This is a genomic window from Streptomyces albidicamelliae (genome assembly GCF_025642175.1).
GTDB classification, from domain to species: Bacteria; Actinomycetota; Actinomycetes; order Streptomycetales; family Streptomycetaceae; genus Streptomyces; species Streptomyces albidocamelliae.
The window spans coordinates 6,425,039-6,450,851 of record NZ_CP106795.1 but is presented as its reverse complement, the minus strand read 5'-3'; the positions used below and the strand labels follow the sequence as shown (position 1 = coordinate 6,450,851).

Below are 25,813 nucleotides of genomic sequence, written 5' to 3'. Positions count from 1 at the left end.
CGAAACACCGAACCGGCCCGAAGATCAACCGTGTTGTGCCGCCGCCCCGCCGGCCCGGTCGGCCATGGCGACCAGTTCGGCGACCGGCAGGGAGCCGGCCGCCCGGCGCCGCGCCGCGAACTCCCCGGCGATCCGCTGGAGCAGCTCGTTGAGCGGGGTCGGCACGCCGTGCAGCCGGCCGAGGAGGACGATCTCGCCGTTGAGGTAGTCCGCCTCGATGGTGCCGGTGCCCCGGACGAGGGACTGCCAGGACGAACCGCCGCCGCGCGGGGCCCCGTCCAGCGGGACCGGCGTGACCTTGTCGCCGCGAGCCGCGCGCTGCTCCTCGGCGCTCACGTGGGCGATGCCTGCCGCGTCGAGCACGCCCTCCCCCTCGGCCCGCACCCGGGCGTACAGGGCCTCGGCCGCCTCGCCGCTGACGGGCCCGCTCACCGCTTCCAGGGCGTTGCCGAGATTGCCCAGCAACTTGGCGTACTGCCAGCGGGCCACGTCCGGTACCACCGGCGCCTCGAAGTACGCGTCCTGGAGGTCGGCGGCGATCCGGTGGGCGGTGCCGTCGGTGCCGTGCGGGACGCGGCCGAGGTGCAGGATGCCGGTGAGCGGGGTGCCGGCCGCCGAGACCACGCCGGGTTCCACGAAGGTGGAGGGCAGCCAGACGCAGACGCCGTACACCCGGCGGAAGCGGCGCAGGGCGAGCCGTCCGCTCTCCACACCGTTCTGCAGGCAGACGAGCGGCAGTCGTTCGGCCGCCGTGCCGCCGCCCGCGACGGGCGCGCGCGCCCAGGCGTCCAGGGCGGCCACGGTGTCCTGGGTCTTCACGGCGAGGACGAGCACGTCGTCGGCGCGCAGTTCGCCGAGCGGGCCCGGTCCGTCGACGGCCGGCAGCCGGTACGTCGACTCGCCCTGCGGCACCCGCAGCCGCAGCCCGTGCGCGGTCAGCGCGGCGAGGTGCCGGCCGCGTGCGACCAGGACGACCTCGCGCCCCGCCTGGGCCAGCCGGCCGCCGACCGTGCCGCCGACCGCTCCGGCCCCGATGATGACGTAGCGCATGGAACAGAGCCTCGCACACCACGTGCCGCGCCCCGGCGGCGGGAAGGACGCGCGGTCACGCCCCCGGAGCCGTCAGCTCGACCAGCTTGGTCACCGTGTTCCAGTTCCGGCTCGTGGCGATCAGGCCCTTGGTGATCCGCGGCCGGGCCAGCGCCTCCGCGAGCTTGGAGCGGCCGAGGCCGTCGGGGGCGTACAGGTAGAGGCAGCGGTCGCCTAGCCGGAACTCCTCGGGGAGGTGGGCGGCCGGGTCGATGTCCGCGAAGCGGTCCGGGGTGACGGGTGCGGAGAAGTAGGTGACGTGCAGCTGCTTGGCCTCGAGTTCGGCGGCCGGGAAGGGGCAGGCCGCGGCGACCGCCGACAGATAGCCGTGGTCGCGCACGAGCACGTCGACCAGGAACCCGAACCGTTGCTCGATGGCCCGGGTCAGCTCCGCGGCCAGCGACTCCGCGTCGCCGCGGTCGGCGGTGAAGACGGCCTGGCCGCTCTGCAGATGGGTGCGTACGCCGGAGTGGCCGAGACCGGTCAGCAGCGTGCGCAGGTCGGCCATGGGGAGCTTCTTGTTGCCGCCGACGTTGATTCCGCGCAGCAGCGCCGCATAGGTCGTCACCCGGCCCACTGTAGAGCGGCCGTCGTGCCCCGTGGGGGTGGGCACGACGGCCGGCGCCCGGCGTGCGCCGGGTTGCGCGAAACTCTCGCGGATGAGCGGGGTGCGGATCAACTCCTACACGCAGCTGTGACTTGTTCAACAAGGTTTCGTAATCACAAAGTGGATCTTGGCGGCGGATCGGACACCGCCGCGCGCACCCGGGAGGCGGCACCCCTGAGCCTCGTACCGGTGGATCCCCGATAGATGTAAGGGCCCGTCGTCCTCCCCAGCGGTGAGCCGGGGCCGCCGCAGCTCACCGGGCAGCACGACGAGACGCGCCGGCGGGGCCCATACCGTCGAACGGAGAAAGCACGGAAGTGGCGGCAGGGGGTCGCCACCGCACACGAGGGGGCGTGCCCGTCATGGGGAAGACACAGGTGCGGGGGCTGGCCGCCCGCGCCGGCGGCTGGAGCGCACGGCACCGCTGGGCGGCCGTCGGCATATGGGTGCTGTTCGTGGTCCTGGCGATGGGGCTCGGCTCGGCGGCGGGGCGGGTCGACGTGGACGAGAGCGACCAGCTCAAGGGAGAGACGCACACCGCGGCCCGCATCATCGAGGACGCGGGGATCGAGGAGCCGGCCGGTGAGACCGTGCTCATCCAGTCCAAGGGCGGCTCCGTCGAGGCCACGAGCGGCGAGTTCCGGGCCGCCGTCGCCGATGTCGTCGACGCGGTGCGCGACACCGGCAAGGTGACCGGTGTGACCTCGCCGTACGACACGCACACCATCTCCAGGGACGGCCGCAGCGCGCTGGTGCAGTTCGATCTGCGCGGTGACGCGGAGACGGCCGCCGACCGGATCGAGCCGGTGCTGAACGCCGTCGCCGAGGTGCGGAAGGACCACGGCTCGCTGCGGATCGAGGAGATCGGCGGCGCCAGCATGCAGAAGCAGTACAAGGACGCCTTCGGGGACGACTTCCAGCAGGCCGAGTACTCGGCGGTGCCGGTGGCCCTCGGCATCCTGCTGATCGCCTTCGGGGCGCTGGTGGCCGCGCTGCTGCCGGTGGCGCTCGCGATCACCGCGATCATGGCGACGATGGGTCTGATGGGGATCGTCAGCCATCTCCAGCCGATGAGCGACACCGCCAACTCCGTGATGCTGCTGGTCGGGATGGCCGTCGGGGTCGACTACTGCCTGTTCTACCTGCGGCGCGAGCGCGAGGAGCGGGCCGCCGGGCGGGACGCGGGCACGGCTCTCAGGATCGCCGCCGCCACCAGTGGCCGGGCGATCGTCGTCTCCGGAGTCACGGTGTGCGTGGCGATGGCCGGCATGCTGTTCACCGGCCTCGCCGAGTTCGAGGCGATGGGGCTCGCCTCGCTGATGGTCGTGGCGGTCGCCATGGTCGGGTCGGTGACGGTGCTGCCGGCGCTGCTGTCGCTGCTCGGCGAGCGGGTCGAGAAGGGCGCCTGCCCTTCGTGGGCCGGCGGCGCCGGGAGCGGGGCGCCGACGGCGGGAGCCGGTTCTGGTCGGCGGTGCTGCGGGGCGTGCTCGCCCGGCCGCTGGTGTCGGTCGCCGTCGCGGGCGGCACCCTGCTGGCGATCGCGGCACCCGCGCTCGGCATGAAGACCCAGCAGCTCACCCTGGACCAGGAGTTCGGCGACTCGCTGCCGATCGTGCAGACCTACAACCGCATCAACGACGCCTTCCCGGGCGGCAGCGAACCCGCCCAGGTCGTGGTGCGGGCCAAGGACATCGGCGCACCCGAGGTCCGGCAGGCGCTCGCCGACTTCAAGGAGCGGGCGATCTCCTCGGGTGCCTCGCGCGGTCCGGTCGACATCAAGCTGCACCCGGCGCGGAACGTGGCGCTGGTGTCCGTGCCGCTGGTCGGCGGCTCAGACATGGACAAGGCGACGAAGAGCCTCGACACCCTGCGGGACGAGGTACGGCCCGCGACCCTCGGCAAGGTCGACGGGGTGCAGGCGCCGATCACCGGACAGGTCGCGGGCAACAGCGACTTCAACGACCAGCTGATGGGCTCGGTGGTGCCGGTCTTCGCGTTCGTGGTCGTCTTCGCCTTCCTGCTGATGCTGCTGTCGTTCCGCTCGCTCACCGTGGCGCTCACCTCGATCGTGCTCAACCTGCTGTCGGTGGCGGCCGCCTACGGCGTCCTCGTCGCCGTCTTCCAGCACGGCTGGGGCGCCTCGCTGGTGGGCGCGGAGGGCGTCGGCGCGATCGTGACCTGGCTGCCGCTGTTCCTCTTCGTGATCCTGTTCGGACTGTCCATGGACTACCACGTGTTCGTGGTCTCCCGGATCCGCGAGGCCCGGATGCGCGGCCGCGACACCCGGGACGCCATCCGGCACGGCGTGGTCACCACGGCCGGGGTGGTCACCAGCGCCGCGGTCATCATGGTCGCCGTGTTCGCGATCTTCGGCACGCTGTCCATGCAGTCCATGAAGCAGATGGGCGTGGGTCTCGCCGCGGCGGTCCTGATCGACGCGACGGTCATCCGCGGGGTGCTGCTGCCGGCGGTGATGGCGCTGCTCGGCGAGCGCAACTGGTACTTCCCGAAGTGGCTGCACCGTCTTCCGGACCTGACCCACGACGAGGCGTCCGAGGTGATCGCCCGGCCGGTGCGCGGCGAGAGCGAGCGGCTGCCGGTCTGATCCCACCCGCCCGGCAGGGCCCGCCGGTTCCTCCGAGGAACCGGCGGGCCCTGCCCGTCGCGGGGCCACTGGTGCCCGCTGGGTGCTACTTCCGGCGGGCGGTGGGCAGTTCGGCCTCGATGAGGTCCGCCGCCCGCCGGGTGCCGCCCTCCTGGGCCATCTCCGCCTGGACGGTCTTCAGGCGGCGGGCCACCTCGGGGTCGTCCAGCAGCGCGAGGGCGGTCTCGCGGAGGCGGTCGGCCGTGGCCTCCTCGGTGGACAGGCGCCGGGCCACCCCGAGCGCCTGGAGCATGTCCGCGTTGCCGAACTGGTCGACGGCCTGCGGCACGGCGATCATCGGTGTGGCGGTGGCGAGCCCCTCCTGGCTGCCGCCGGCGCCCGCGTGCGTGACGAACAGGTCCGCCTGCCGCAGGATCGCCAACTGGGGCACCCAGTCGTGTACTTCGACGCCGGACGGTACGTCGCCCAGCTCGGCCGGGTCCACGTGGCTGCCGATCTGCAGGACGAGATGCCAGCCGGGCAGGTCGCCGAAGGCGCGCACGCACGCGCGGTAGAAGGCGGGCTGCCTGGTGAAGGCCGAGCCGAGGGAGACCAGGACGACCTTCTCGGCGCCCGCGGGCCGCTGCCAGTCGCCCTGCTCGGCCCGGTCGCCCTGGCAGGCGCCGACGAAGCTGTGGACGCGTTCGTCGACGCGGTCGGCGTGCGGCTGGAGCGCCTTCGGGATGAGCACCAGGGAGCGTGCCGGGCGGCCGGTGAACGGGTCCGGGTGCTCGCTGATCCCGTTCTCCGCCAGCCATGCCGCGAACCGCGCGTAGTAGGCCCGCCCACGCGCGGTCTTCCTCGGCTCGGCCCACATCGGCTCGGCGACCTCCTCCTCGTAGCCCTCCCAGGCGACCAGGTTCGGGGACAGGGAGACCGCGGGGACGCCCCAGCGACGGGCGAGGACGCGGGCCGGGTAGGAGGCGATGTCGTGCAGGACGAGGTCGGGTTCGTCGCCGGCGTAGGCGTCGGCGAGCTGCGGGAGCGCCTGGATGGCGTCGTCCAGGAACGGCTCCACGTTGTCGAGCAGGGTGCTCCCCCAGGCCTCGGGATCGGCGTCGGGGCCGGGCAGGGTGGAGGTGTACGGCACGGGCCGGGCCCCCGTGGCGGCCACCTTGCCGGCGAACACCGGCGGGACGGCGTAGGTCACGCGGTGCCCCCGGGCGACGAGTTCGCGGATCACCTCCAGGCTGGGGTTCACATGGCCGTGGGCGGCGATGGAGAACATGGCGATGTGGGCGGGGGTGACGGTCTTCGCGGTCATGGGCAGGACCGTACGCGAGACGAACCGTCTCGTCTAATCGATTTTCGGCACTCTCCGTCCTCCGGCGGGCACCCACACCCGCCGACCTGTGCGAATGCGAGACTGGCCGGGAACGGCCCGCACCCGGCACGCCCGGTGGGCCCACGGACCGCACGGGCAGACGGCACGGAGGCACGACGATGGACGAGGCACGCGCGCGGGACGTACTGGACGCGGCGGGAGTCGTCCCGGGCCGGGCCCGGGACGCGCGGCTCCTCGCCCTCGGCGAGAACGCGGTGTTCGCCGCCGGCGACCTGGTGGTGAAGGTCGGCCGGGACGCCGAGCTGCTGGAGCGGGCCCGGCGCGAACTGGACATCGCCGGCTGGCTCGCCGGGGCGGAGGTCCCGGCGGTACGGGCGGCCGAGCCGAAGCCACGGCTGGTGGAGGGACACCCGGTGACGGTGTGGCACCGGCTGCCCGACGCCGTACGCCCGGCCGAGCCGAGCGATCTGGCGCGGCTGCTGCGGATCGTGCACGCGCTGGACGCGCCGCCCTTCGCCCTGCCGCCGCGGGAGCTGCTGGGCGGTGTGGAGCGGTGGCTGCGGCTGGCGGGAGACGCGATCGACCCCGCGGACGCGGCCTACCTCCGGGCGCGCCGGGACGGTTTCGCGGCCGCCGCGGCCGCCCTGACACCGCGTCTGACGCCGGGGCCGATCCACGGTGACGCGCTGCCGCGCAACGTGCACATCGGCCCGGACGGGCCGGTCCTGGTCGACCTGGAGACCTTCTCCGCCGATCTGCGCGAGCACGACCTGGTGGTGATGGCCCTCTCCCGCGACCGGTACGGACTGCCGGCCGAGGCGTACGGCTCCTTCACCGAGGCGTACGGGTGGGACGTACGGGAGTGGGAGGGCTGCGCCGTGCTGCGTGGTGCGCGGGAGACGGCCAGCTGTGCCTGGGTGGCCCAGCACGCGCCGAGCAATCCGAAGGCACTGGCCGAGTTCCGGCGCCGGGTGGCGTCCCTGCGGGACGGGGACGAGACCGTGCGCTGGTATCCGTTCTGAATCCGCGCGGACCGGCCGGCCCGTGGCGAGCGGCGGCGCCGGTGCGGCCGGGTCAGACGGTTTCGTCCACCAGCTCCCGCAGCGGCCAGGTCCCGTCCACCACCGCCGTGGCGTCCCCCTTGCGGCGCAGGAAGCCCTGGAAGTCCGCCGCCCACTCCGCGTACCACCGGATCTGCTGCTGGTGCAGTTCCGCGGCGCCCAGGGCGGCGATCTTCGGGTGGCGGTCGGCTATCGCGGACGCCAGGCACGCCGCGGCCAGGGCGTCGGCCGAGGCGGTGTGGGCCGCGTCGAGGGCTATGCCGTACTCCGCGCAGACCGCCTCCAGATTGCGCTTGCCGCGGCGGTAGCGGTCGACCCTGCGGTCGATGGTGTAGGGGTCGATGACGGGACCGGGGTGCGCGCCGCCCAGGCGGTCGGAGAGGGACGGCAGCCCGTACCGCCGCAGTTCGGCGGAGAGCAGGGTGAGGTCGAAGGCCGCGTTGTACGCGACGACCGGGACGCCCGTCTGCCAGTAGGAGACCAGGACGCCGGCGATGGCCTCGGCGACCTGGTCGGCGGGGCGGCCCTCGGCCGCCGCGCGTTCGTTGCTGATGCCGTGCACGGCGACCGCGTCGGCCGGGATCTCCACGCCCGGATCGGCGAGCCATTCCCGGCGCCCCATGGGCTCACCGGCCCTGACCTCGATCACCGCGCCGGTGACGATGCGCGACTCGCGCGGATCGGTCCCGGTCGTCTCCAGGTCGAAGCCGATCAGCAGCTCCCGGTGCCAGCCCATGGGCGGCCCCCCTTCTTGGTGGTGCTTTCCCCCAGCGGCCTCCACCTTCGCACGCGGCACTGACAATCCGGGGACCGCCTTCCGCCGGCCCCCGTGGACAGTTCAGGACACCGGGCGCGAATCCGCCCAGGCCACCTCGAATTCCTCGCGGTACGTGGGGAAGAGTCCGGCTTCGCCCACGTCGTCCTTCTTGACCAGCCGGCTGCCGTTGCGCAGCACCAGCACCGGCGACTCCATCCCGCGCGCGCCCCGCAGATAGGACTGCACGACCGCGATGCCGTCGGCGCCGTCCCCGTCGACCAGGTAGGCGGTGAAGCGGGGCGTCTCGTCGTAGACCTGGATCTCGAAGGCGCCGGGATCGCGCAACCGGGACCGGACCCGGCGCATGTGCAGGATGTTCATCTCGACCGACCGGCTCAGTTCGCCCCGTTTCATCCCGAGTTCGCGCTCGCGGCGCTTGACCGAGCTGGAGGCCGGGTTGAGGAAGAGCAGCCGCACCCGGCAGCCGGCCTCCGCGAGCCGGACGAGCCGGCGTCCGGAGAAGTTCTGCACGAGCAGGTTGAGTCCGATGCCGATGGCGTCGAGCCGGCGTGCGCCGCCGAAGAAGTCCTCGGCCGGGAACTGGCGCAGCAGCCGTACCCGGTCGGCGTGGACGGCGACGACGTCGGCGTACCGGTCGCCGACCAGGTCCTCCACCGCGTCCACGGGCAGCCGCCGCGCGGAGGGCACGTCGCCGGCCGAGCCGAGCATCTCCAGCAGCCGGGCCGAGGCCCGCTCGGCCTGGCCGAGGACCGCCTCGGACAGGGCCCGGTTGCGGGAGACGACGTTGCGGGTCACCTCCAGCTCGTCCAGGGCGAGTTCGAGGTCCCGGCGTTCGTCGAAGTACGGCTCGAAGCAGGGCCAGTGCTGCACCATCAGCTCGCGCAGCTGGGGCAGGGTGAGGAAGCTGAGCACGTTGTCGTCGGCCGGGTCGAGCAAGTAGCCCTTGCGGCGGCTGACTTCACGCACCGCGACGGCGCGCTGCACCCATTCCTGTCCGGCCGGGCCGGCCGCGGCCACCACCCAGTCGTCGCCGTGGACGGGTTCGTAGACGGGACGCAGGACCGCGGCCACGACGGCGCGCAGCCGCTGTTCGACGAGGTTCAGCCAGATGTAGGCCCGGCCGGCCCGCTGGGCGCGGGTGCGCACCTCGCGCCAGGCGTCGGCGTCCCAGTCCAGCTCCGGCCCGATGGTTCCCGCGTCCATCGGGCGGGCCAGGGACACCGCGCCGGGCGGGACGTCTGCGGAGTTCCCCTCGTGACCCTCGTCACCAGGGGGCAGCTCCAGCCCTCCCGAGCCCACCCGTGCACCGCCTTCCGACCCCCCGGGCCTTTCCCGTCTCAACGATCAAGGAAGGGTACTCCGCGAGCGGTCGGCGGTGCAGCCGGATGGACAGGTCGGTTTCTCAACCGGTTTTCTCAACTACGCGGTTTCCAATGGCCGTTCTGCCATGCGAGGTCACGCGGAGTGAGCGGATTCATAGCCGTGACGTCCCGCGGGGCGATGGCGAAGCCCTGCCAGTGCACGGGCATGGGCTGCTGGTCCTCGTCGCGCGCGATGTGGTGGAAGCCGATGTTCATCCAGACCACCGGGTGGGTCAGGGCGGTCCGGCCGTCGGCCCACTTGTCGACGGACGTGGGGTGGCCCTGCCCGCACCTGGGGTTGTTGCTGGCGAACAGCTCGCACTTGTCGTACTGGGTGACGTACAGATCGTGTCGGGTGAAGCTGCGGCCCGCGTACTCGGTGGAGGGGCCGGGCACGATCTCGTACGAACGGGCGTGCCCGTCCTTGTTCCTGCCGGTGGCGCTGACCACGCGCCACCAGCGGTAGTTCTTGTGGTCGCCGGCGAGTTCCCTGGTGACCTCGGTGCGGGTGGTCCTGGTGGTCGGGCCCTCCTGCCGGCCGGCCGGCGGGCTGACCGCCGAGTCGTACTGCTCGATCTTCGACGCGGAGGAGCCGTCGAGCCCGAAGTCGAGCCGCCAGAAGACGTTGTGGCTGTGGCTCGTGGCGTAGTCCTTGGCGCCCTTGCCGAGGGGCCAGCCGCGGCCGTCCCGGGCGTTGTAGTCGTCCCACGAGAGGCTGCCGGTCGCGCCGACGTTCATGCCGAGGGTGCCGTCGTCCTGGAAGCGCCACTCGGTGATGTACTCGTACCAGCCGACCTGGTTGACCGTGTAGACGAGGAAGTCCTTGCCCTGGGCCTGGTAGAGCTTGTTCGTGCTGAGGACGTCCTGCATGCGGTAGGCGTGACCGCGCGAACGGGTGGTGGTGCACAGGCCCTTGACGTTCGGGTGGGCCGGATCGCCGTCGGGCACCTTGACGGTCTTGATGGTGCCGCCGGGGCACTCGCCCGGCGCCAGGTCCATCAGTCCCTGGGCGAAGTTCTCGCCCGTGAGGTCGTCGTACTCGTGCGAGCCGTCGTCGTACGGGACGTGGATCTGCGCGAGCCGGGCGCTGTTGAGGACCTTGACCGGCTTCGGTTCGCCCTTGGGCTGGTAGGTGATCCGCTCCAGGACGAGCCCGGCCATGCTGTCGTAGCGCCAGCACATGCGCCAGGTGGTGCCGCTCGTCAGCTTCTGCTCGATCCGGTGCGCGGCGCCGCAGTCGGCGGCGGCCGGTGCGGCCGCGCGCGGCTGCGCGGCCGCCGGTCCCGCGGCGGTCGTCGCACCGGCGGCGAGCGCGGCCGCCGCCAGTCCGGCCGCGGCCGCCCTGCGCCGGGTGCGGCTGATTCTGTGCTCGGGCATGACGAGATGACTCCCTTGCCGGAGTTGCCGATGGTGCCGGAGTGGCCGGACCTGCCGGGGTGTGAGGTGACGGCGGTCAGCCGCGTCCGAGAGCGGCGACCTTGTGAGTGCTCAGATCGATCACGAGGGACCTCGTGTCGATCCACGGCCCGTTCCTGACCTTGGTGAACAGCCGCACGCAGCGGTGCGTTCCGCACCGGTCGAGAGCCGCCGGCCGGGCGCCCGGAGCGGCCCGGTAGACACCGCCGCTGAGCAGCAGCTGGTCCGGGGAGGTGAGTTCCCGGTCCGTGGCGTCCTTGTAGTCGGCCTTCAGGCCCGCGCCCAGCGGGTCGGCGATCAGGAGCCGCGCCGCCTCGGTGTTCTCGGCCCGGCTCATCGGCGGCTGGACGCCCCGCCGGGTGGTGGTCGCCTCGACCTTCCCGGTGTCCAGGTCGACGGTCCTGCTGATGAGGGTGTCGTCCCGGTAGTCGTAGAAGGTGACCTCGGCCCGCCGGGGCGCACGCGCGTCGTCCGCCTCGCCGTCCTCCGGTTCGGCGAGGTCGACGCTCAGCCGCTGCGGGCCACGGCCCCCGTCGACGTCCTCGGCCGAGCGCAGCAGCCGCCGGTCCAGGGCGATCCGCTCGACGCGCCGGATCTCGTCGTCGGTCAGCGGGTCCCGGCCCGTGCCCCTGCTCTCCTCCGCGGGCGCCCGCTCCACGACACCGGGCGGTGGCGCCCCCTGGCCCCGGGCGCTCCGCACGGTGTTCGCGCGTCCGTCGTTCCCTCCCGTCTCGTCGGCCCCTGCCGTGCCCGGCAGGGTGATCGCGACCATCGCGGCGGTCCCCACCGCCGCGAGGGCCGCTCCGGCCATCACCTTTCCCAGATGGCGGTGCACTGTCTCGCGCACGTGTTCCCCCTACTCCCCGTGATGCCGGGAGTATGTGTGCCCCACTGGTTCGGCCCACGGCGGGTACAGGAACCACCGCAGGCACTGGTCGGTGGGTAAGAGGGAGGCAGGGCACCTAAGGTTCCGTCACTTTCGGGGAGACTCGGAAGCCAACGCGGCCCCAGGGGGGCGGCACACCTGGGAGAGTCGTATCCATGCAGGTCTGGCCTGGAGAGGCGTATCCGCTCGGCGCCACGTACGACGGCGCCGGAACCAACTTCGCGGTCTTCACGGAGGCCGCGGACCGAGTAGAGCTGTGTCTGCTGCACGACGACGGCTCGGAGACGGCGGTGGAACTGCGCGAGAGCGACGCGTTCGTGCGGCACGCGTACCTGCCGGGCGTGATGCCGGGGCAGCGGTACGGGTTCAGGGTGCACGGCCCGTACGACCCCGGGCGCGGGCTGCGCTGCAACTCGGCGAAGCTGCTGCTGGACCCGTACGCGAAGGCGGTCAGCGGCTCCGTCCGGTGGGGCGAGGAGGTGTACGGCTACCACTTCGGCGCGCCCGAGCGGCGCAACGACCTGGACTCGGCGCCGCACACCATGGCGTCGGTGGTGATCAACCCGTACTTCGACTGGGGCGACGACCGGCCCCCGCGCACCGAGTACCACCACACGGTGATCTACGAGGCGCACGTCAAGGGCCTCACCATGCGCCACCCGGGGCTCCCGGAGGAGCTGCGCGGCACGTACGCGGGGCTCGCCCACCCGGCGGTCATAGAGCACCTGACCCAGCTGGGTGTGACGGCGCTCGAACTGATGCCGGTGCACCAGTTCGTGAACGACCACCGGCTGGTCGACATGGGCCTGAACAACTACTGGGGCTACAACACGATCGGCTTCTTCGCCCCGCACAACGCGTACGCCTCCTGGGGCGACCGCGGCCAGCAGGTGCTGGAGTTCAAGTCGGCGGTCCGGGCGCTGCACGAGGCCGGCATCGAGGTCATCCTGGACGTCGTCTACAACCACACGGCGGAGGGCAACCACCTCGGCCCGACGCTGTCCTTCAAGGGCATCGACAACCCGTCGTACTACCGGCTCACCGACGATCCGCGCTACTACATGGACACCACGGGCACCGGCAACTCGCTGCTCATGCGGTCCCCGCACGTGCTCCAGCTGATCATGGACTCGCTGCGGTACTGGGTGACCGAGATGCACGTCGACGGCTTCCGCTTCGACCTCGCGGCCACGCTGGCGCGGCAGTTCCACGAGGTGGACCGGCTGTCGTCGTTCTTCGACCTGGTGCAGCAGGACCCGGTGGTCTCCCAGGTGAAGCTGATCGCGGAGCCCTGGGACGTCGGCGAGGGCGGCTACCAGGTGGGCAACTTCCCGCCGCTGTGGACCGAGTGGAACGGGAAGTACCGGGACACGGTCCGCGACCTGTGGCGCGGCGAGCCGCGGGCGCTGGCGGAGTTCGCCTCCCGGCTGACCGGCTCCTCCGACCTCTACCAGGACGACGGGCGCCGTCCGCTGGCCTCCATCAACTTCGTCACCTGCCACGACGGTTTCACGCTGCACGACCTCGTGTCGTACAACGACAAGCACAACCAGGCGAACGGGGAGGACAACCGGGACGGCGAGAGCCACAACCGGTCCTGGAACTGCGGGACGGAGGGAGACACCGACGACCCCGAGGTGCTGGGTCTGCGCGCCCGTCAGATGCGGAACTTCATCGCCACGCTGATGCTGTCGCAGGGCGTGCCGATGATCAGCCACGGCGACGAGTTCGCCCGTACCCAGAGCGGCAACAACAACGCCTACTGCCAGGACAACGAGCTGTCCTGGGTGAGGTGGCCGGAGGACGACAAGGACCTCCTGGAGTTCACGCGGGCGATGGTGTGGCTGCGGCGGAACCATCCGGTCCTGCGCCGGCGCCGCTTCTTCCACGGGCGCCCGGTGGAGGGCACGCACGACGACCTGTCCGACATCGCCTGGTTCACCCCCGAGGGCAGCGAGATGACCCAGCAGGACTGGGACTCGGCGCCGGCGTCCGCGCTGACGGTGTTCCTCAACGGCAACGCCATCTCCGAGCCCGGCACGCGCGGGGAGCGGATCAGCGACGACTCGTTCCTGCTGATGTTCAACGCCTCCCCGGAGCCGCTGGACTTCCTGGTGCCGGTCAACCACGGCCGGCAGTGGCAGGTGGTCGTCGACACGGCGCGCCCCGAGGGGACGCCGGAGGATCCGGCCGCGAAGGTCGCGGCCGGCGAGCGCCTCACCCTGGCCGACCGCAGCCTGACGGTGCTCCAGCGACCGGCGTAGCCGGACGGCGGGGCCGGGCGGTGTCACCCGCCGGCCCCGCGCCGTCCGGCTTCCGGCTTCCGGCCGGCGGGGCCGATGGTGTCGGGCGGAACGCGAGGACCATCACCCGCTGCCCGTGCCGGTCCGCGAGCCGCCCCACCAGCGGGCCGCAGGCCACCTGGCCGAGCGCCAGCGCGGTCACCCCGCGGCCGACAGGGAGCCGCTGGTGCGGGCGACGAGCAGCACGCTGCCGAACTGGACGGTGGCCGTCGGCAGCCGCCCCAGGAACGACACGCAGGGCAGCAGCGGGCCCGTCAGGCCGATCACCCGCCGGTAGGCGTCCCGGGTGCTGCGCCGGCCGGGGCCCCCGGTCGCGGCACCGCTCGCCGAACCCGTCCGTGACGTTCCCATCGTTCGAAGCCAGGCACGCGCGCGGAGGTCCGGGCAGGGGTGGATGACACGAAAGACGGCAGTCTGGGTACGTAGGTTCCCATGACTTCTGCGCGCCCCGGACCCGCAGTGCCCACGGCCACCTACCGGCTGCAGCTCCAGCCCGCGTTCCCGTTCGCCGCCGCGGCGGCGGCCGTACCGTACCTGGCCTCGCTCGGCGTCTCGCACCTGCACCTCTCCCCCGTCCTGGAGGCCGTCCCCGGCTCCGCCCACGGCTACGACGTCGTCGACCACGCGCGCGTGCGCGGGGAACTCGGCGGCGAGGAGGGGCTGCGCGCGCTCTCCGCGACCGCGCGGGAGCACGGCCTCGGCCTGGTCGTGGACATCGTGCCGAACCACATGGCGATGGCGCCCCGGCACAACCGGGCCCTGTGGGAGGTGCTGCGCGAGGGGCCCGAGTCACCGTACGCGCGCTGGTTCGACATCGACTGGAACGCCCAGGGCGGGCGGGTGCTGCTGCCCGTGCTCGGCGGCCCGGTCGGCTCCCAGCTCGACCACCTCGTGCCCGACGGCGACGTGCTGCGCTACCACGACCACGTCTTCCCGCTCCGCGCGGGCACCGAGGACCTGCCGCTGCCGCGGCTCCTGGACGCCCAGTGGTACCGGCCGGTGTGGTGGCGGCTGGCCCGCACCGAGCTGAACTACCGGCGGTTCTTCAGCATCTCGGAGCTGATCGGGGTGCGCGTGGAGGACCCGGAGGTGTTCGACGCCACCCATGCCAAGATCCTGCAGCTGCTGGCGGAGGGCGTGGTCGACGGACTGCGGGTCGACCACCCCGACGGGCTGGCCGACCCCGACGGGTACCTGGCGCGGCTGCACGAGGCGACCGGCGGCCGCTGGACGGTCGTGGAGAAGATCCTCGCCGACGGCGAGCACCTGCCGGCCTCCTGGCCGGTCGCGGGCACCACGGGCTACGACGCCCTGCGCCAGATCGACGGCCTGTTCACGGACCGGACGGGGGCCCACGAGCTGCTGGGCCGCTACCGGGCGTACGCCGCCCCGCAGACGGACCGCGGCGGCAACTGGGACGCCACGGTACGGCGGGCCGCCTACAAGGTCCTCACGCACGAGCTGGCCACGGAGACCGAGCGGCTCACCCGGGTGGCGGTACGGCTGTGCGCGGCCTCGCCCGACCTGTCGCTGCGCGACCGGGCCCCCTGGGCGCTGCGGACGGCCCTGGAGGAACTGCTCGTCCGGATGCGGGTCTACCGGCCCTACGCCCGCGGTGACGCCTCCGCCGTCGTCACGGAGGAGGCCGCCGAGGAGGCCCGGCTGGCCTTCGTGGTGCCCGAGGAGGCGGAGGCCGTCGGCATCGTGCGGCGGCTCCTGGTGGATCCGCTCGGCGACCCGTCCGACGCGGACCACGCCGACCGGGTGGAGTTCCGCACCCGGTTCGCGCAGACCGCGTCCGCGCTGCGCGCCAAGTCCGTCGAGGACACGGCCTTCTACCGGTACGTGCCGCTGCTGTCGGCGACCGAGGTGGGCGGCGACCCCGGCGCTCCCGGCGTGCACCCGGACGACTTCCACGCGTACTGCGCGCGCGTGCAGCGCGACTGGCCGGACACCGGAACGGTGGTCTCCACGCACGACACCAAGCGCAGCGCCGACGTCCGGGCGGCACTGGCCGTGCTCAGCGAGTGCCCCGGGCGCTGGGCCGACCTGCTCGCCGAGGTGACGCGGGCCGAGGAGGGGGCGCCGGACGGGCAGCTGGCCTGGGCGGCCTGGCAGACGGTGTTCGGGCTGGGCCCGGCCGAGGAGGACCGGGTCCGCGAGGCGCTGCTGAAGCATGTGCGCGAGGCGGGGATGTACACCAGCTGGACGGAGCAGGAACCGCCGTACGAGGACGCGGTGGCGGCCTTCGTCACCGCCGGCCCCTGCGGGCCGCCCGGTGAGCGCGTGGCCGCCTTCCGCAAGGTCCTGGAGCCGCACATCCGGGCCAATGTCCTCGGCACCGCGCTGGTCCATCTGACGATGCCGGGCGTGCCGGACCTGTACCAGGGCACGGAGGGCGAGTACCGGGCGCTGGTGGACCCGGACAACCGGCGGCCCGTGCCGTTCCCGCCCGAGGTGCCCGGTGAGAAGGACGCGCTGACCGCGGCCGCGCTGCGGCTGCGGGCGCGGCGGCCGGACGTCTTCGGCACGGCGGCGGCGTACGCGCCGCTGGCCGCCGAGGGGCCCGCGGCGGAGCACTGTGTGGCGTTCGCGCGCTCGGGCGAGGCGGTCACGGCGGTGACCCGGCTCTCGCTGCGGCTCGCGGAGGCGGGGGCTGGCGGGAGACCCGGCTGCCGCTGCCGCCCGGACGGTGGGCCGACGTCCTCTCCCCGGACCGGGAGTTCACCGGCGACGCGCGTGTGGCGGACCTGTTCGAGCACCGGCCCGCGGTGCTGCTGGAGCGGGTCCCCGGCAGCTGAGACGTACGTCGGCCGGCCGCGGCCCGCACCAGCGCCGTTCGGGCGGAGTGCGGGCCCGGACGGCCGCCGGGTGACTGCGTCCGGGCGCCCCCGGCTCCCGCCCCGTCGCGTGCTTGACAGTTCACTCATCCCGTGGGGGACTTGGAGTGCGAAGCCGGGCGGAAACAAGTCGGGGGTGAGTCTCCTGCCGGAGCTGCGCTACCCCAGCGTTCCCGAACTGGTGGCCCATGCACGCGTGTTGGCCGCTCAGGAGCCCGGGCTGTGCACGCTGCGGCAGGTGGGCAGCTCGCGGGCGGGCAGACCCCTGCACCTGCTGTCGGTGGGGCACGCCGAGCGAGCGGTGCTGGTCGTCGCCGGTGCGCACGCCAACGAGCCGGCGGGCGGCTCCACCCTGCAGGCGGTGGCGGAACGGGTCCTGGCGGAGCGCGAGTTGCGGTCGGGCACGTCCTGGCACTTCCTGCTGTGCGCGGACCCGGACGGGGCGAGCCTGCACGTGACCCCGGCGCCGCGCAGCCTCTTCGACTACCACCTCGGCTTCTACCGGCCCACGGGCGCGGAGCAGCCGGAGTGGTCGCCGTCGGTGCTGCCGCCGGACCGACTGCCGCCCGAGACGGTGGCCCTGACCGGGGTGATCGACGAGCTGCGCCCGTACCTCCAGGTGACGCTGCACGGCACCGATCTGGGCGGCAGCTGGGTGCAGTTGACGCGGGACGTGCCGGGCCTCGCCGAACCGTTCGCGAAGTCCGCGGCTGAGCTGCACATCCCGGTGGAGACCGGCGCCTCGGACGCGGCGGGCTGGCCGGCCTCCGGGCCCGGGGTGCATGTGATGCCAGGCCCGGAGTCGGGCGTCGCCTACCCCAGCATGCCCGACGACGCGCGGCACAGCACCTGGTACCACGCGCACCGCCACGGCGGTCTGACGGCCGTGGTGGAGGTGCCGATGTGGGCGAGCGACCTGGTGGACGACCCGGCGCCGCACCCGGCGCCCGCGGCCGCCATGCGCCGGCTGGCCCGGCGGCTGCTGCGGGACTCGCTGGAGGTGGAGGGGGTGCTCGCCGAGGCACTGCCCCGGCTGGACGGCGCGGACGGGCCGCTGCTGCGGGCCGCGCGCTGGGCGCTGGAGCTGATCCCGGGTCTCGCCGAGGACTGGGTGCACACGCCCCCGGCCGCCACGACGATGGCGTACGTGGGCAGCGTGGACGCCTTCGGACGGCGGCTGCCGCTGCGGGCGGCGGCGATGCTGCTCCGGGTGCTGCGGGAGGCGGACGACAGCGCGGCCCCGCGGCTTGAACGGCTCGTGGCGCTGTGGTGCGACGCCTTCGCGACGCGTTTCCGGGCCCGCTGGGTGCCGCTGGAGAACCAGGTCGAGCATCAGTCGCGGACGGTGCTGGTGGCCGCGCAGCAGGCCCGGGAGCAGGCGGGGTGAGGCGGTGCGGCGCCCCGCACCGCCCGGCCCGAAAGCCCGCGGGGCTCAGTCGTCGAAGGCGAGGACCGCTCCGGTCCGCGCTTCCATGACGCACCGGCTCGTGTACGTCTGGCGGAAGTCGACGGACCGTCCATCCCACAGTCCGCGCGCGTGGAGGGTCACCGGCGCGAAGATCATGGGGCAGAACACGTTCCTGGCCGGGATGCGGTCGATGTCGCCGCCGGCGGCGCCGAGTTCGGCGCACGCCTCGGCGGCGCGCGCGTGCCCGAGGGGCGGGTCGCACAGCAGCAGACCGCCGCGCGCGACCGCCCGGCCGGCCGTCACCCTTGGTGACCGAAAGGTAGAGCCAGTTGCCGGTAGGGGTGTCGCCGGCCGCCGCCCGGGCCGGGCCCGCGGCGAGGAGCCCGGCGGCCGCCAGCAGGGCGCCGGCCGCCGCTGTCGCTCTGGTGATGTAGGTCATGCAGGGTCCATCGGCACGGAGGGCCGGCTTCCGCAGTGCGGCTCACCCGATCGGGACGGTACGCGCGCGCGACGGAGCGCCAGTTCGAAGGCGGCCGGGTTCCGTTCGGCCCGGCGGGCGTCAGGCGGTGGCGAGCCGGAACGCCATCCTGCCGAAGGAGACCTGGTCGCCCTCGCGGACGACGACGGAGCCGGTCACCCGGCGGCCGTTGACGGTGGTGCCGTTGGTGGAGCCGAGGTCCCGCAGGATCCACATCCCGCCGCGGCGGCTGAGTTCGGCGTGGACGCGGGAGACGGTCTCGTGGTTCAGGCGCAGCCCGCTGGCGGGGTCGCGGCCTATGCGCAGCGGGTGGGTGTGCTCGGGGTGCGGCAGCAGCAGCTTGGGCAGCCGCTCCGCCTGCCAGGCCCGGCGCAGCCGTACGGTGAAGCCGGAGACGGCCTCGACGCTGCCGAGGACCATGCGGGAGAAGCGGTTGTCACGGGGCAGGTCGGCTACGAGGACGGCGAGTTCGTCGGAGCGGCGCGCGGCCAGGGCCAGTTCCATGCGGCGCACGAACGTGTCGTGGGACAGCCGTCCCACGGCGACGCCGTCACGCAGCGCCTGCAGCGCCTTGTCGCGCTCCGCGTCGGACAATCGCGCGGGGTACGTGGAGAACTCGAAGGACGACGTCACGCTCGTGATTGTCGGGCAGTGAACCCCGAGTGTCCAGAAAACGCGGAACCGGTGCCGAAACGCGGGTACTTCCGCGACACCGGCCGGGAAAGGACCGATTGCGAAGCGGATCGATCGCCCGGGCGGCACGATGGAGTCGCGGGACATCACGGTGAGCAGACGAAGGGGAACCGTCCGTGCAGTTCGAGGTGTGGGCACCGCAGGCAGACCGAGTGACGCTCCAGTGCGAGGGCGGCACGCGCGCGTTGGCGCGCGATCCCGAGCGCGCGGGCTGGTGGACGGGTGAGGCGGAGGCGGTGGACGGCGCCCGGTACGGGTTCGCGCTGGACGACGGGCCGGTGCTGCCCGATCCGCGCTCGCGCCGTCAGCCGGACGGCCCGGACGGCCTGAGCGCGGTGGTGGACCACGGCGGGTACACCTGGCGGTCGCGGTGGGCCGGGCGCGGGCTGCCCGGCGCGGTGCTGTACGAGCTGCACGTGGGTACGTACACGCGCGAGGGCACCCTGGACGCGGCCGCGGCCCGGCTGGAGCATCTGGTGGAACTGGGTGTCACGCATGTGGAGTTGATGCCGCTGTGCCCGTTCCCCGGCCGGCACGGCTGGGGGTACGAGGGGGTGTCGCTGTGGGCGGTGCACGAGCCGTACGGCGGCCCGGAGGCACTGAAACGGTTCGTCGACCGGGCGCACGAACTCGGCCTGGGCGTCGTCCTGGACGTCGTGCACAACCATCTGGGCCCCTCCGGCAACCACCTGCCGTCGTTCGGCCCGTACTTCACGGACACCCACCACACGCCGTGGGGCTCGGCCGTGAACCTGGACGCCCCCGGCTCGGACGAGGTCCGGGCGTTCCTGCTGGAGAGCGCGCTGGCGTGGTTGCGGGACTACCGCGTCGACGGTCTGCGCCTGGACGCGGTGCACGCGCTGTACGACACGCGCGCGTGCCACTTCCTGGAGGAGCTGTCGGCCGCCGTGGACGGGCTCGCCGAGGAGGTGGGACGCCCGCTGTTCCTGATCGCCGAGTCGGATCTGAACGACCCGCGGCTCATCACCCCGCGCGCGGAGAACGGCCTCGGCCTGCACGCGCAGTGGAACGACGACTTCCACCACGCGCTGCGCACCACGCTGACCGGTGAGTCGCAGGGCTACTACGCCGACTTCGCCCGCGCTCCGTTCGCCGCGCTGGCGAAGACGCTCACCGGCGGCTACTTCCACGACGGCACGTACTCCAGCTTCCGGGGCCGGCGGCACGGCCGTCCACTGGACCGCGCGCGCGTGGCCGGGCACCGGCTGCTCGGCTACAGCCAGACGCACGACCAGGTCGGCAACCGCGCCCAGGGCGACCGGCTCGCCGCCGTCCTCTCCCCCGGTCTGCTGGCGTGCGCGGCGGCCCTCACGCTGACGGCGCCGTTCACCCCGATGCTGTTCATGGGTGAGGAGTGGGCCGCGGGCACGCCGTGGCAGTTCTTCACCGACCACACCGACCCCGAGCTGGCCGAGGCGGTACGGCGGGGCAGGCGCCGGGAGTTCGCGGAGCACGGGTGGGCCGAGGAGGACGTACCGGACCCGCAGGACCCGGCGACCCGGGAGCGGTCCTGCCTGGACTGGTCGGAGCCGGAGCGCGAGCCCCACGCGCGCGTGCTGGCCTGGTACCGGCGGCTGATCGCGCTGCGCCACGAGCAGCCCGACCTCACCGACCCCGATCTCGCCGACACCAAGGTGGCGTACGACGACGAGGCCCGCTGGCTGGCCTTCCGGCGCGGGGACGTACGGGTGGCGGTGAACCTGGGCAAGGAGGCGGCGGCGATCCCGCTCGGCACCGGCCGGACGGAGGTGCTGGCCGCGTGGGAGCCGGTCGAGGCGCCCGGCCCGGACGGGCTGCTCCAGGTGCCCGGGGAGTCCTGCGTGGTGCTGACCCAGCCCTGAGCCGCCCCGGGGCCGCTCAGGGCCCTGGAGGACGTCCCTAGGGCTCGGTCTCGTCGTCCTTGAACTCCGTCACCCGCTCCAGCAGGATCGGCTCCCAGACCCGGCTCAGACGGGCGCGCAGCAGTGTTCCGTCGCCGCCCGTGCGGCCTTCGAGGTGGCCGGTGAGGCGCATGACGGTGTCGCAGCGGGCCAGCCAGAGGCCGCGCAGGCAGGGGCGGGGGCCGTAGCCGGCCAGGGTGGCGGCGCGGACGGCGCCGGGGAGCCGACGGCGACGGCGAGCCCGGCGATGTCCTCGGCGGGGTCGCCGAACGCCGCCTCGGTCCAGTCCAGGACGCCGCGCACCCGTCCGTCGGCGCTGACCACCACGTGTTCGCCGGTCAGTCCGTGGTGGGTGAGGACGGCGGTGCCGGGCTGCGCGGCGAGCTGGGCCGCCCCCGGCGGGGTGAGCTGGTGCATCCGGGAGGCGTCGAACTCGTCGGCGGCGGCGAGCCGTTCGGCCGCGTGGACGGCCATGCGGCGCAGCGCCTCCAGCGACCGCGGGGCGGTGCGGGGGACGCCGGCGGTCTCGGCCTGGCGCTGGGGCACCGCGCGCAGCCCGGTGAGCAGCCCGGCGAGGTCGGCCTCGCCGACGGCGGAGACGTCGTGCTCGTCGGCCGTGCCGCCGGGCACCAGGGTGTCGAGGGTGTAGGCGAGGCCGGGCGCCCAGTCGCCGTGCGCGACGCTGGTGGGCACGGCGACGGGCACGTGCGGGCGCACCAGGTCGCGCAGCCGCAGTTCGCGACGGCGGCGGGCGGAGGCCTCGCGGTCGGGGGCGAGGCGCAGCACGTGGCGGGTGCCGACCCACCAGGTGTGCGCGTGGCCTTCCCGGACGGGCCGCACGTCGGGTCCGCCGGTGCCGCCGGTGCCCTCGTCGAGCAGCGAGCGGACCAGTCTGCGGACGGTGTCCGCGGTGGGTGTCGGTGCCTGGGTCATGGGTCGCGCGTGTGCCGTTCCGGTGTCGACTGGGGATGTCCTCGGGGCCGCTCAGTCCACTATGACCATCTCACGAGTGGTGTCGTTGAGGCGGCGGCCGCCGTCCTCGGTGACCGTGACGATGTCCTCGATGCGCACGCCGAACCTGCCCGGCAGGTAGATGCCGGGCTCCACGGAGAAGCACATGCCGGGCACGAGCGGCTGCTCCTCGCCCTCGATCATGTACGGCGGCTCGTGCGTGGTGACGCCGATGCCGTGCCCGGTGCGGTGGATGAAGTACTCGCCGTAGCCGGCGTCGGTGATCACCGCGCGGGCGGCGCGGTCGACGTCCTGGCAGGCCGCGCCCGGCCGTACGGCGCGGAAGCCGGCCTCCTGGGCGGCGCGCACGACGTCGTGGACCCGGCGCTCCTCCTCGGTGGGCTCGCCGACGTGGACCGTGCGGGTGGTGTCGGAGCCGTAGCCGTCCTTCAGCCCGCCGAAGTCGAGGACGACCATGTCGCCCTCGCGGATGACGCGGTCGCCGACCTCGTGGTGCGGGTTGGCGCCGTTGGGGCCGGAGCCGACGATGGTGAAGTCGACCTGGGAGTGGCCGAAGCGGCGCAGCAGGCCGGCGAGGTCGTGGCCGACCTCGGACTCGCAGCGCCCGGCGAAGGGGACCTTCCGGATCTCCTCGAAGGCGGCGTCGGCGGCCGCGCCCGCGGCCGCGAGGAGGTCCACCTCGGCGGCATCTTTCACCGCGCGGAGCATGGGCAGGGCGTCGGTGAGGGCGGCGTAGGAGGTGCCGGGCAGGGTCCGTTGGAGGCCCAGCAGGTGCAGGGACCAGGTGTTGTCGCTGATGCCGAACCGGCCGCCGTCGTCGAGGAGGGCCGCGGTGACCGCGTAGGGGTCCTTGCCGTCGGTCCAGTCGCGCAGGGTCAGCGCCTCGGCTCCGACCGCGCTCTCGACGTCCGGGGCCTCCAGGGTGGGCACGACGAGGACGGGCTCGCGGCCGGGGGCGAGGACCAGGACGGTGAGCCGTTCGGTGACGGCGGTGGGTGTGTAGCCGGTCAGCCACACCATGTCCGGCCCCGGCGCCACGAGGAGCCCGGCGAGGCCGGCGTCGGCCGCCGAGCGTGCGGCACGCTCCATGCGGGCGCCGTACTCGGCGGCGGTGAAGGGCGCGGGCGTACTACCGGTCATCCGGGCCTCCGGGCGCGGGTGGGGAAACGGGCGACGGCGTCTCGGGCAGCATCCTGCCCGGCCGGGCGGGGCGGCGCGAGCCGGTCGCCGGGGGCCGGCCGGCCCGGTGACCGCGCGGGCGCCGGGGCGGCGGGTCGCCCGGGGCGCGCGGAGAGGGGGCTCGGCATGGGGCCATCATGGCGCGCGGGCCGGGAGGCCACCAGCGGGTTTCACTGGGGCGCGGGTGGCGCGCCCCGGCCGGCCCGGGTGGTCCGCGTGTCCCCTCAGGTCACCACTCCCGGCGTCGCCGTCAACTGCTGGTAGCCGCCGCTGCTGTGACGCACGGTGAGGACGACGGTCTTCCCGGGCGTGGCGCGGGCGACGGCCCGGGCGAGGTCGGCGGCGGTGTCGACGCGGGCACCGCCGAACTGGAGCAGGACGTCCCCGCGGACCAGGCCGGCGGTGAAACCGGGGCCGGGCACGTGGACGCCCACCACCAGCGCGCCCGCCTTCTCCGCGTCGACGGCCTCCACCCCGAGGGTCGCCCCGGAGTCGGCCGTGACGGGGGCCGGGGCGGCCGTGGGGACGGCCCGGCCCGAGGGGGCCGCCGACGGGGCCTGGCGCTGCAGCTCGGCCAGTCTGCTCATGCCGATGACCGTGGCGCCGACGGTGCCGAGTCCGGCACCGGCGAGCAGCAGCAGGATCCCCGCGGCCAGGCCGAGCAGCAGGGTCCGCAGCCGCCGCCCGCGCCGCCGGGCGGCGTGCGGGCGACGGGCCGGGGCGGGGGTGTCCCCGCCCCGGCGGTCCTGGCCGGGCATCGGCTTGGGCCGCAACACAGTCTGTTCCATGGTTCGCTCGCCTCCGGCTGGTGCTCTACCCGGGGCACCGCGCCGCGACGAGACACGAACGAGTGAGACTGGCCGGAGGGTCGCGCAGGGTAGTCATGGCCGACGAGGCACCGGCCCGCTCAGCCGGTGTGGCCCTCGCCGTGGCCGCCGTGCGCCCCTCCGTGGTCGAACTTCAGGGCCTCCGGCGGCATCACGACGAACGGCCTCATCATGCCCATGTCCTCGTGCTCCAGCAGGTGGCAGTGGTACATGAACCGGCCGTACGCCCCGTCGAAGCGGCCCATGACCCGCAGCAGCTGGTTGCCCGGCACCCGGAACACGTCCTTGTGACCGCGCTCGTTGGGCGCGAGCGGGATCGTCCGGCCGGTGTCGTACCGCAGGGGCGTGCGGGTGCCGCCGACCGCGGGGTCGAAGCCGGAGACGTCGTAGGCGTCCCGTCCCATCAGCTGGAAGTCGGCCAGGTGGATGTGCATGGGGTGCACGATGGGCGCGAGGTTGAGGAAGCTCCACTGCTCGTGGCTGCCCTCGGCGACGGTGAACCCCAGACCGTCGTTGAACGTCCGCGCGGTGCGCCGGTAGGTCTTCGTGGTCCCGTCGGCTCCGGTGACCTGCACGATGCCGTCGGCCGGCAGCTTCAGGCCGTCCGGGGCCGCGACCTCGGTCATCTCCCACATCTCCGGATGGCCGCCGGCGCCCTTGGTGGCGGGCGGGGTGAGCAGGACCAGGCGGTGGCCGTGCGGGATGTCGTGGGTCAGCCGGCGGAAGGAGCCGGAGAGGACCTCGGGCAGTTCGAAGGTGTCCTCCTCGCACGTCTCGCGGACCCGGAACTCCAGCACGTCCGGGTAGCGCACGTCACCGGCCGGGTCCGGCACGCCCGGCGGCCGGCCGGGACCCTTGTTGACGAGCCGGAGGGTGCGGCCCGCCAGGGCGCGGAAGTCGACGAGCAGGTCGAAACGCTCGGCCGGGGCCGCGGTCAGCGTGGGCATCTCCGTGTCGAAGTCGACCGGCACCGGGCGCGGCAGCAGTCCGCCGTCGCTGCCGATCTGGTACACGGTCTCCGGCACCGGCTCGCCGTCCTCGTCGATCAGGACGAACTCGAAGATGCGCGCGTTGGAGGCGTTGACCAGCCGAAAGCGGTACCAGGCCGCGTCGACCTCGGCGTACGGCCAGATACGGCCGTTGACCGTGGTGTAGGGACCGGTGAAGGGCAGCGAGACCGGCTTGCCGGTCTCCGGGTTGCTCTGCTGGACGACCACCGTCTTGTGCAGCAGCCGGCCGTTGAGGCGGCCGTCCTCGTCGGTGTCGAGGTTGCGGTCGGCGACGAGCAACGGGATCTCCCGGTCGCCGGAGGGCAGCCCCAGGGCGTCCTCCTCGTCGTCACGGACGAGGTAGGTGCCGTACAGGCCGGTCATCACGTTCCACCGGGTGATGTTCATGGCGTGGTCGTGGTACCACCACTGCACCGCCTGGTGGTCGTTGGGGTACTCCGACAGCTGGGCGTCGCCGTGGCCGACGGCGTTGTCCGCCCAGCCGTCGTTGCCGCCGCCCGTCTGGGCGCCGTGCAGATGGGTCACCGACCAGGCGGGCAGCGCGGCCACGTCCTTGTTCGGCTCGGCGCCCCCGCGGCCGGGCTCGGTGGTGGCCGGCGGGGTGCCGGGCGCGCGGACGGGCACCTCGACGGAGGTGACCGGGTACTCGCCGCCCTCGGGGATGCGGTTGGTCCAGGCGATGCGGATCCGCCGGCCGCGCCGCACCTCGATGGTCGGGCCGGGCACCTGGCCGTCGTAGCCCCACATCAGGGTCGGCGGGAGCTGCGGGTGCAGGCGCACCCAGGTGGGGCGCAGGGCGATCTCGGTCTCGCGCAGGACGTCGTCCGCGGCGGGACGCAGGACGGTGGGCACGGATAACGGCGCCGCGTACGGCGTGAGTTCACCGGGTTCGGGTGCCTTCTCCTCCGTGGTCCGCGCGGCCGGCTTCTCGATGGTCTCGGTCATGGTCGAACACCCCCGTGTGTCGCGAAGCTTGGTGGTCCGTCGTTCCTCTCGTTGCGCAAGACCCCGTGGGCGTCACGGAAGTTCCCTGAATGCCCGGTTCCGTACGCGGAGATTCGGCGACCGGCGCCGG

15 protein-coding genes and 5 pseudogenes are annotated in these 25,813 nt (G+C 73.6%); 6 read left to right on the top strand and 14 right to left on the bottom strand.

The window, feature by feature from the left end; translation table 11 throughout:
- Positions 1–24: 24 nt before the first annotated feature.
- The gene (locus N8I86_RS29185; RefSeq protein ID WP_263279068.1) at positions 25–1,050 is read right to left on the bottom strand and encodes a ketopantoate reductase family protein; all 1,026 of its coding nucleotides are present in this window, start codon (positions 1,048–1,050) and stop codon (positions 25–27) included.
- Between the two features lie 55 nt (positions 1,051–1,105).
- Positions 1,106–1,657 carry a DUF1697 domain-containing protein gene (locus tag N8I86_RS29180; RefSeq protein WP_073897873.1) on the bottom strand — a complete coding sequence of 184 codons (552 nt, stop codon included), beginning with the start codon at positions 1,655–1,657 and terminating at the stop codon, positions 1,106–1,108.
- 401 nt (positions 1,658–2,058) lie between these two features.
- Here N8I86_RS29180 and N8I86_RS29175 point away from each other — a divergent pair.
- Positions 2,059–4,301 (top strand): annotated as a pseudogene (locus tag N8I86_RS29175) (MMPL family transporter).
- 85 nt (positions 4,302–4,386) lie between these two features.
- On the opposite strand, the pseudogene mgt reads toward N8I86_RS29175, so the two are convergent.
- A pseudogene (mgt, locus tag N8I86_RS29170) lies at positions 4,387–5,680 on the bottom strand (macrolide-inactivating glycosyltransferase).
- A gap of 103 nt (positions 5,681–5,783) precedes the next feature.
- On the opposite strand from mgt, the gene N8I86_RS29165 reads away from it, so the two are divergent.
- Complete coding sequence (locus tag N8I86_RS29165; RefSeq protein ID WP_263279067.1) at positions 5,784–6,647, top strand: phosphotransferase enzyme family protein; 864 nt, start codon at positions 5,784–5,786, stop codon at positions 6,645–6,647.
- Between the two features lie 52 nt (positions 6,648–6,699).
- Here N8I86_RS29165 and N8I86_RS29160 read toward each other — a convergent pair whose 3' ends face one another.
- The 4 genes from N8I86_RS29160 to N8I86_RS29145 all read right to left on the bottom strand — a co-directional run bounded on the left by N8I86_RS29160 (position 6,700) and on the right by N8I86_RS29145 (position 11,088).
- The gene (locus N8I86_RS29160; RefSeq protein WP_073897345.1) at positions 6,700–7,422 is read right to left on the bottom strand and encodes a 3'-5' exonuclease; all 723 of its coding nucleotides are present in this window, start codon (positions 7,420–7,422) and stop codon (positions 6,700–6,702) included.
- A 102-nt stretch (positions 7,423–7,524) separates the two neighbouring features.
- Positions 7,525–8,763 (bottom strand): SAV2148 family HEPN domain-containing protein, encoded by a 1,239-nt coding sequence (locus N8I86_RS29155; RefSeq protein ID WP_123440083.1) that lies wholly within the window; start codon positions 8,761–8,763, stop codon positions 7,525–7,527.
- Between the two features lie 116 nt (positions 8,764–8,879).
- Positions 8,880–10,202, bottom strand: a complete 1,323-nt coding sequence (locus N8I86_RS29150) for a copper amine oxidase (RefSeq protein WP_263279066.1) — start codon at positions 10,200–10,202, stop codon at positions 8,880–8,882.
- Between the two features lie 76 nt (positions 10,203–10,278).
- Entirely contained in the window at positions 10,279–11,088 is an 810-nt protein-coding gene (locus N8I86_RS29145) for a Tat pathway signal sequence domain protein (protein ID WP_073897351.1), read from the bottom strand.
- Between the two features lie 194 nt (positions 11,089–11,282).
- On the opposite strand from N8I86_RS29145, the gene glgX reads away from it, so the two are divergent.
- Positions 11,283–13,391 (top strand): glycogen debranching protein GlgX, encoded by a 2,109-nt coding sequence (gene glgX / locus N8I86_RS29140; RefSeq protein ID WP_263279065.1) that lies wholly within the window; start codon positions 11,283–11,285, stop codon positions 13,389–13,391.
- Between the two features lie 91 nt (positions 13,392–13,482).
- Here the strand turns inward: glgX and N8I86_RS29135 are convergent.
- Positions 13,483–13,781 (bottom strand): annotated as a pseudogene (locus tag N8I86_RS29135) (hypothetical protein); the annotation flags it as partial.
- An 81-nt stretch (positions 13,782–13,862) separates the two neighbouring features.
- On the opposite strand from N8I86_RS29135, the pseudogene treY reads away from it, so the two are divergent.
- Both treY and N8I86_RS39085 read left to right on the top strand, forming a co-directional pair.
- Positions 13,863–16,231 (top strand): annotated as a pseudogene (treY, locus tag N8I86_RS29130) (malto-oligosyltrehalose synthase).
- Positions 16,170–17,657, top strand: a complete 1,488-nt coding sequence (locus N8I86_RS39085) for a M14 family zinc carboxypeptidase (protein ID WP_317633623.1) — start codon at positions 16,170–16,172, stop codon at positions 17,655–17,657. The pseudogene treY and the gene N8I86_RS39085 overlap by 62 nt, the downstream one beginning before the upstream one ends.
- Positions 17,658–17,702: 45 nt before the next feature.
- Here N8I86_RS39085 and N8I86_RS29115 read toward each other — a convergent pair whose 3' ends face one another.
- Positions 17,703–17,981, bottom strand: a complete 279-nt coding sequence (locus N8I86_RS29115; protein WP_404830840.1) for an SSI family serine proteinase inhibitor — start codon at positions 17,979–17,981, stop codon at positions 17,703–17,705.
- A 256-nt stretch (positions 17,982–18,237) separates the two neighbouring features.
- Positions 18,238–18,789, bottom strand: coding sequence for a DUF1707 and FHA domain-containing protein (locus N8I86_RS29110; protein WP_073897361.1), 552 nt, complete (start codon positions 18,787–18,789; stop codon positions 18,238–18,240).
- A gap of 176 nt (positions 18,790–18,965) precedes the next feature.
- On the opposite strand from N8I86_RS29110, the gene treZ reads away from it, so the two are divergent.
- Positions 18,966–20,711 (top strand): malto-oligosyltrehalose trehalohydrolase, encoded by a 1,746-nt coding sequence (gene treZ, locus N8I86_RS29105; protein ID WP_263279064.1) that lies wholly within the window; start codon positions 18,966–18,968, stop codon positions 20,709–20,711.
- A 37-nt stretch (positions 20,712–20,748) separates the two neighbouring features.
- Here the strand turns inward: treZ and N8I86_RS29100 are convergent.
- The 4 genes and pseudogenes from N8I86_RS29100 to phsA form a co-directional block, all read right to left on the bottom strand.
- Positions 20,749–21,683 (bottom strand): annotated as a pseudogene (locus tag N8I86_RS29100) (phosphotransferase).
- Positions 21,684–21,734: 51 nt separating this feature from the next.
- Positions 21,735–22,862 carry an aminopeptidase P family protein gene (locus N8I86_RS29095; RefSeq protein ID WP_263279063.1) on the bottom strand — a complete coding sequence of 376 codons (1,128 nt, stop codon included), beginning with the start codon at positions 22,860–22,862 and terminating at the stop codon, positions 21,735–21,737.
- 263 nt (positions 22,863–23,125) lie between these two features.
- Positions 23,126–23,689: a PDZ domain-containing protein gene (locus N8I86_RS29090; RefSeq protein ID WP_263279062.1), complete on the bottom strand. Its 564-nt coding sequence runs from the start codon at positions 23,687–23,689 to the stop codon at positions 23,126–23,128.
- A gap of 119 nt (positions 23,690–23,808) precedes the next feature.
- Positions 23,809–25,683, bottom strand: coding sequence for an O-aminophenol oxidase PhsA (gene phsA, locus N8I86_RS29085; protein ID WP_123440071.1), 1,875 nt, complete (start codon positions 25,681–25,683; stop codon positions 23,809–23,811).
- Positions 25,684–25,813 lie beyond the last annotated feature (130 nt).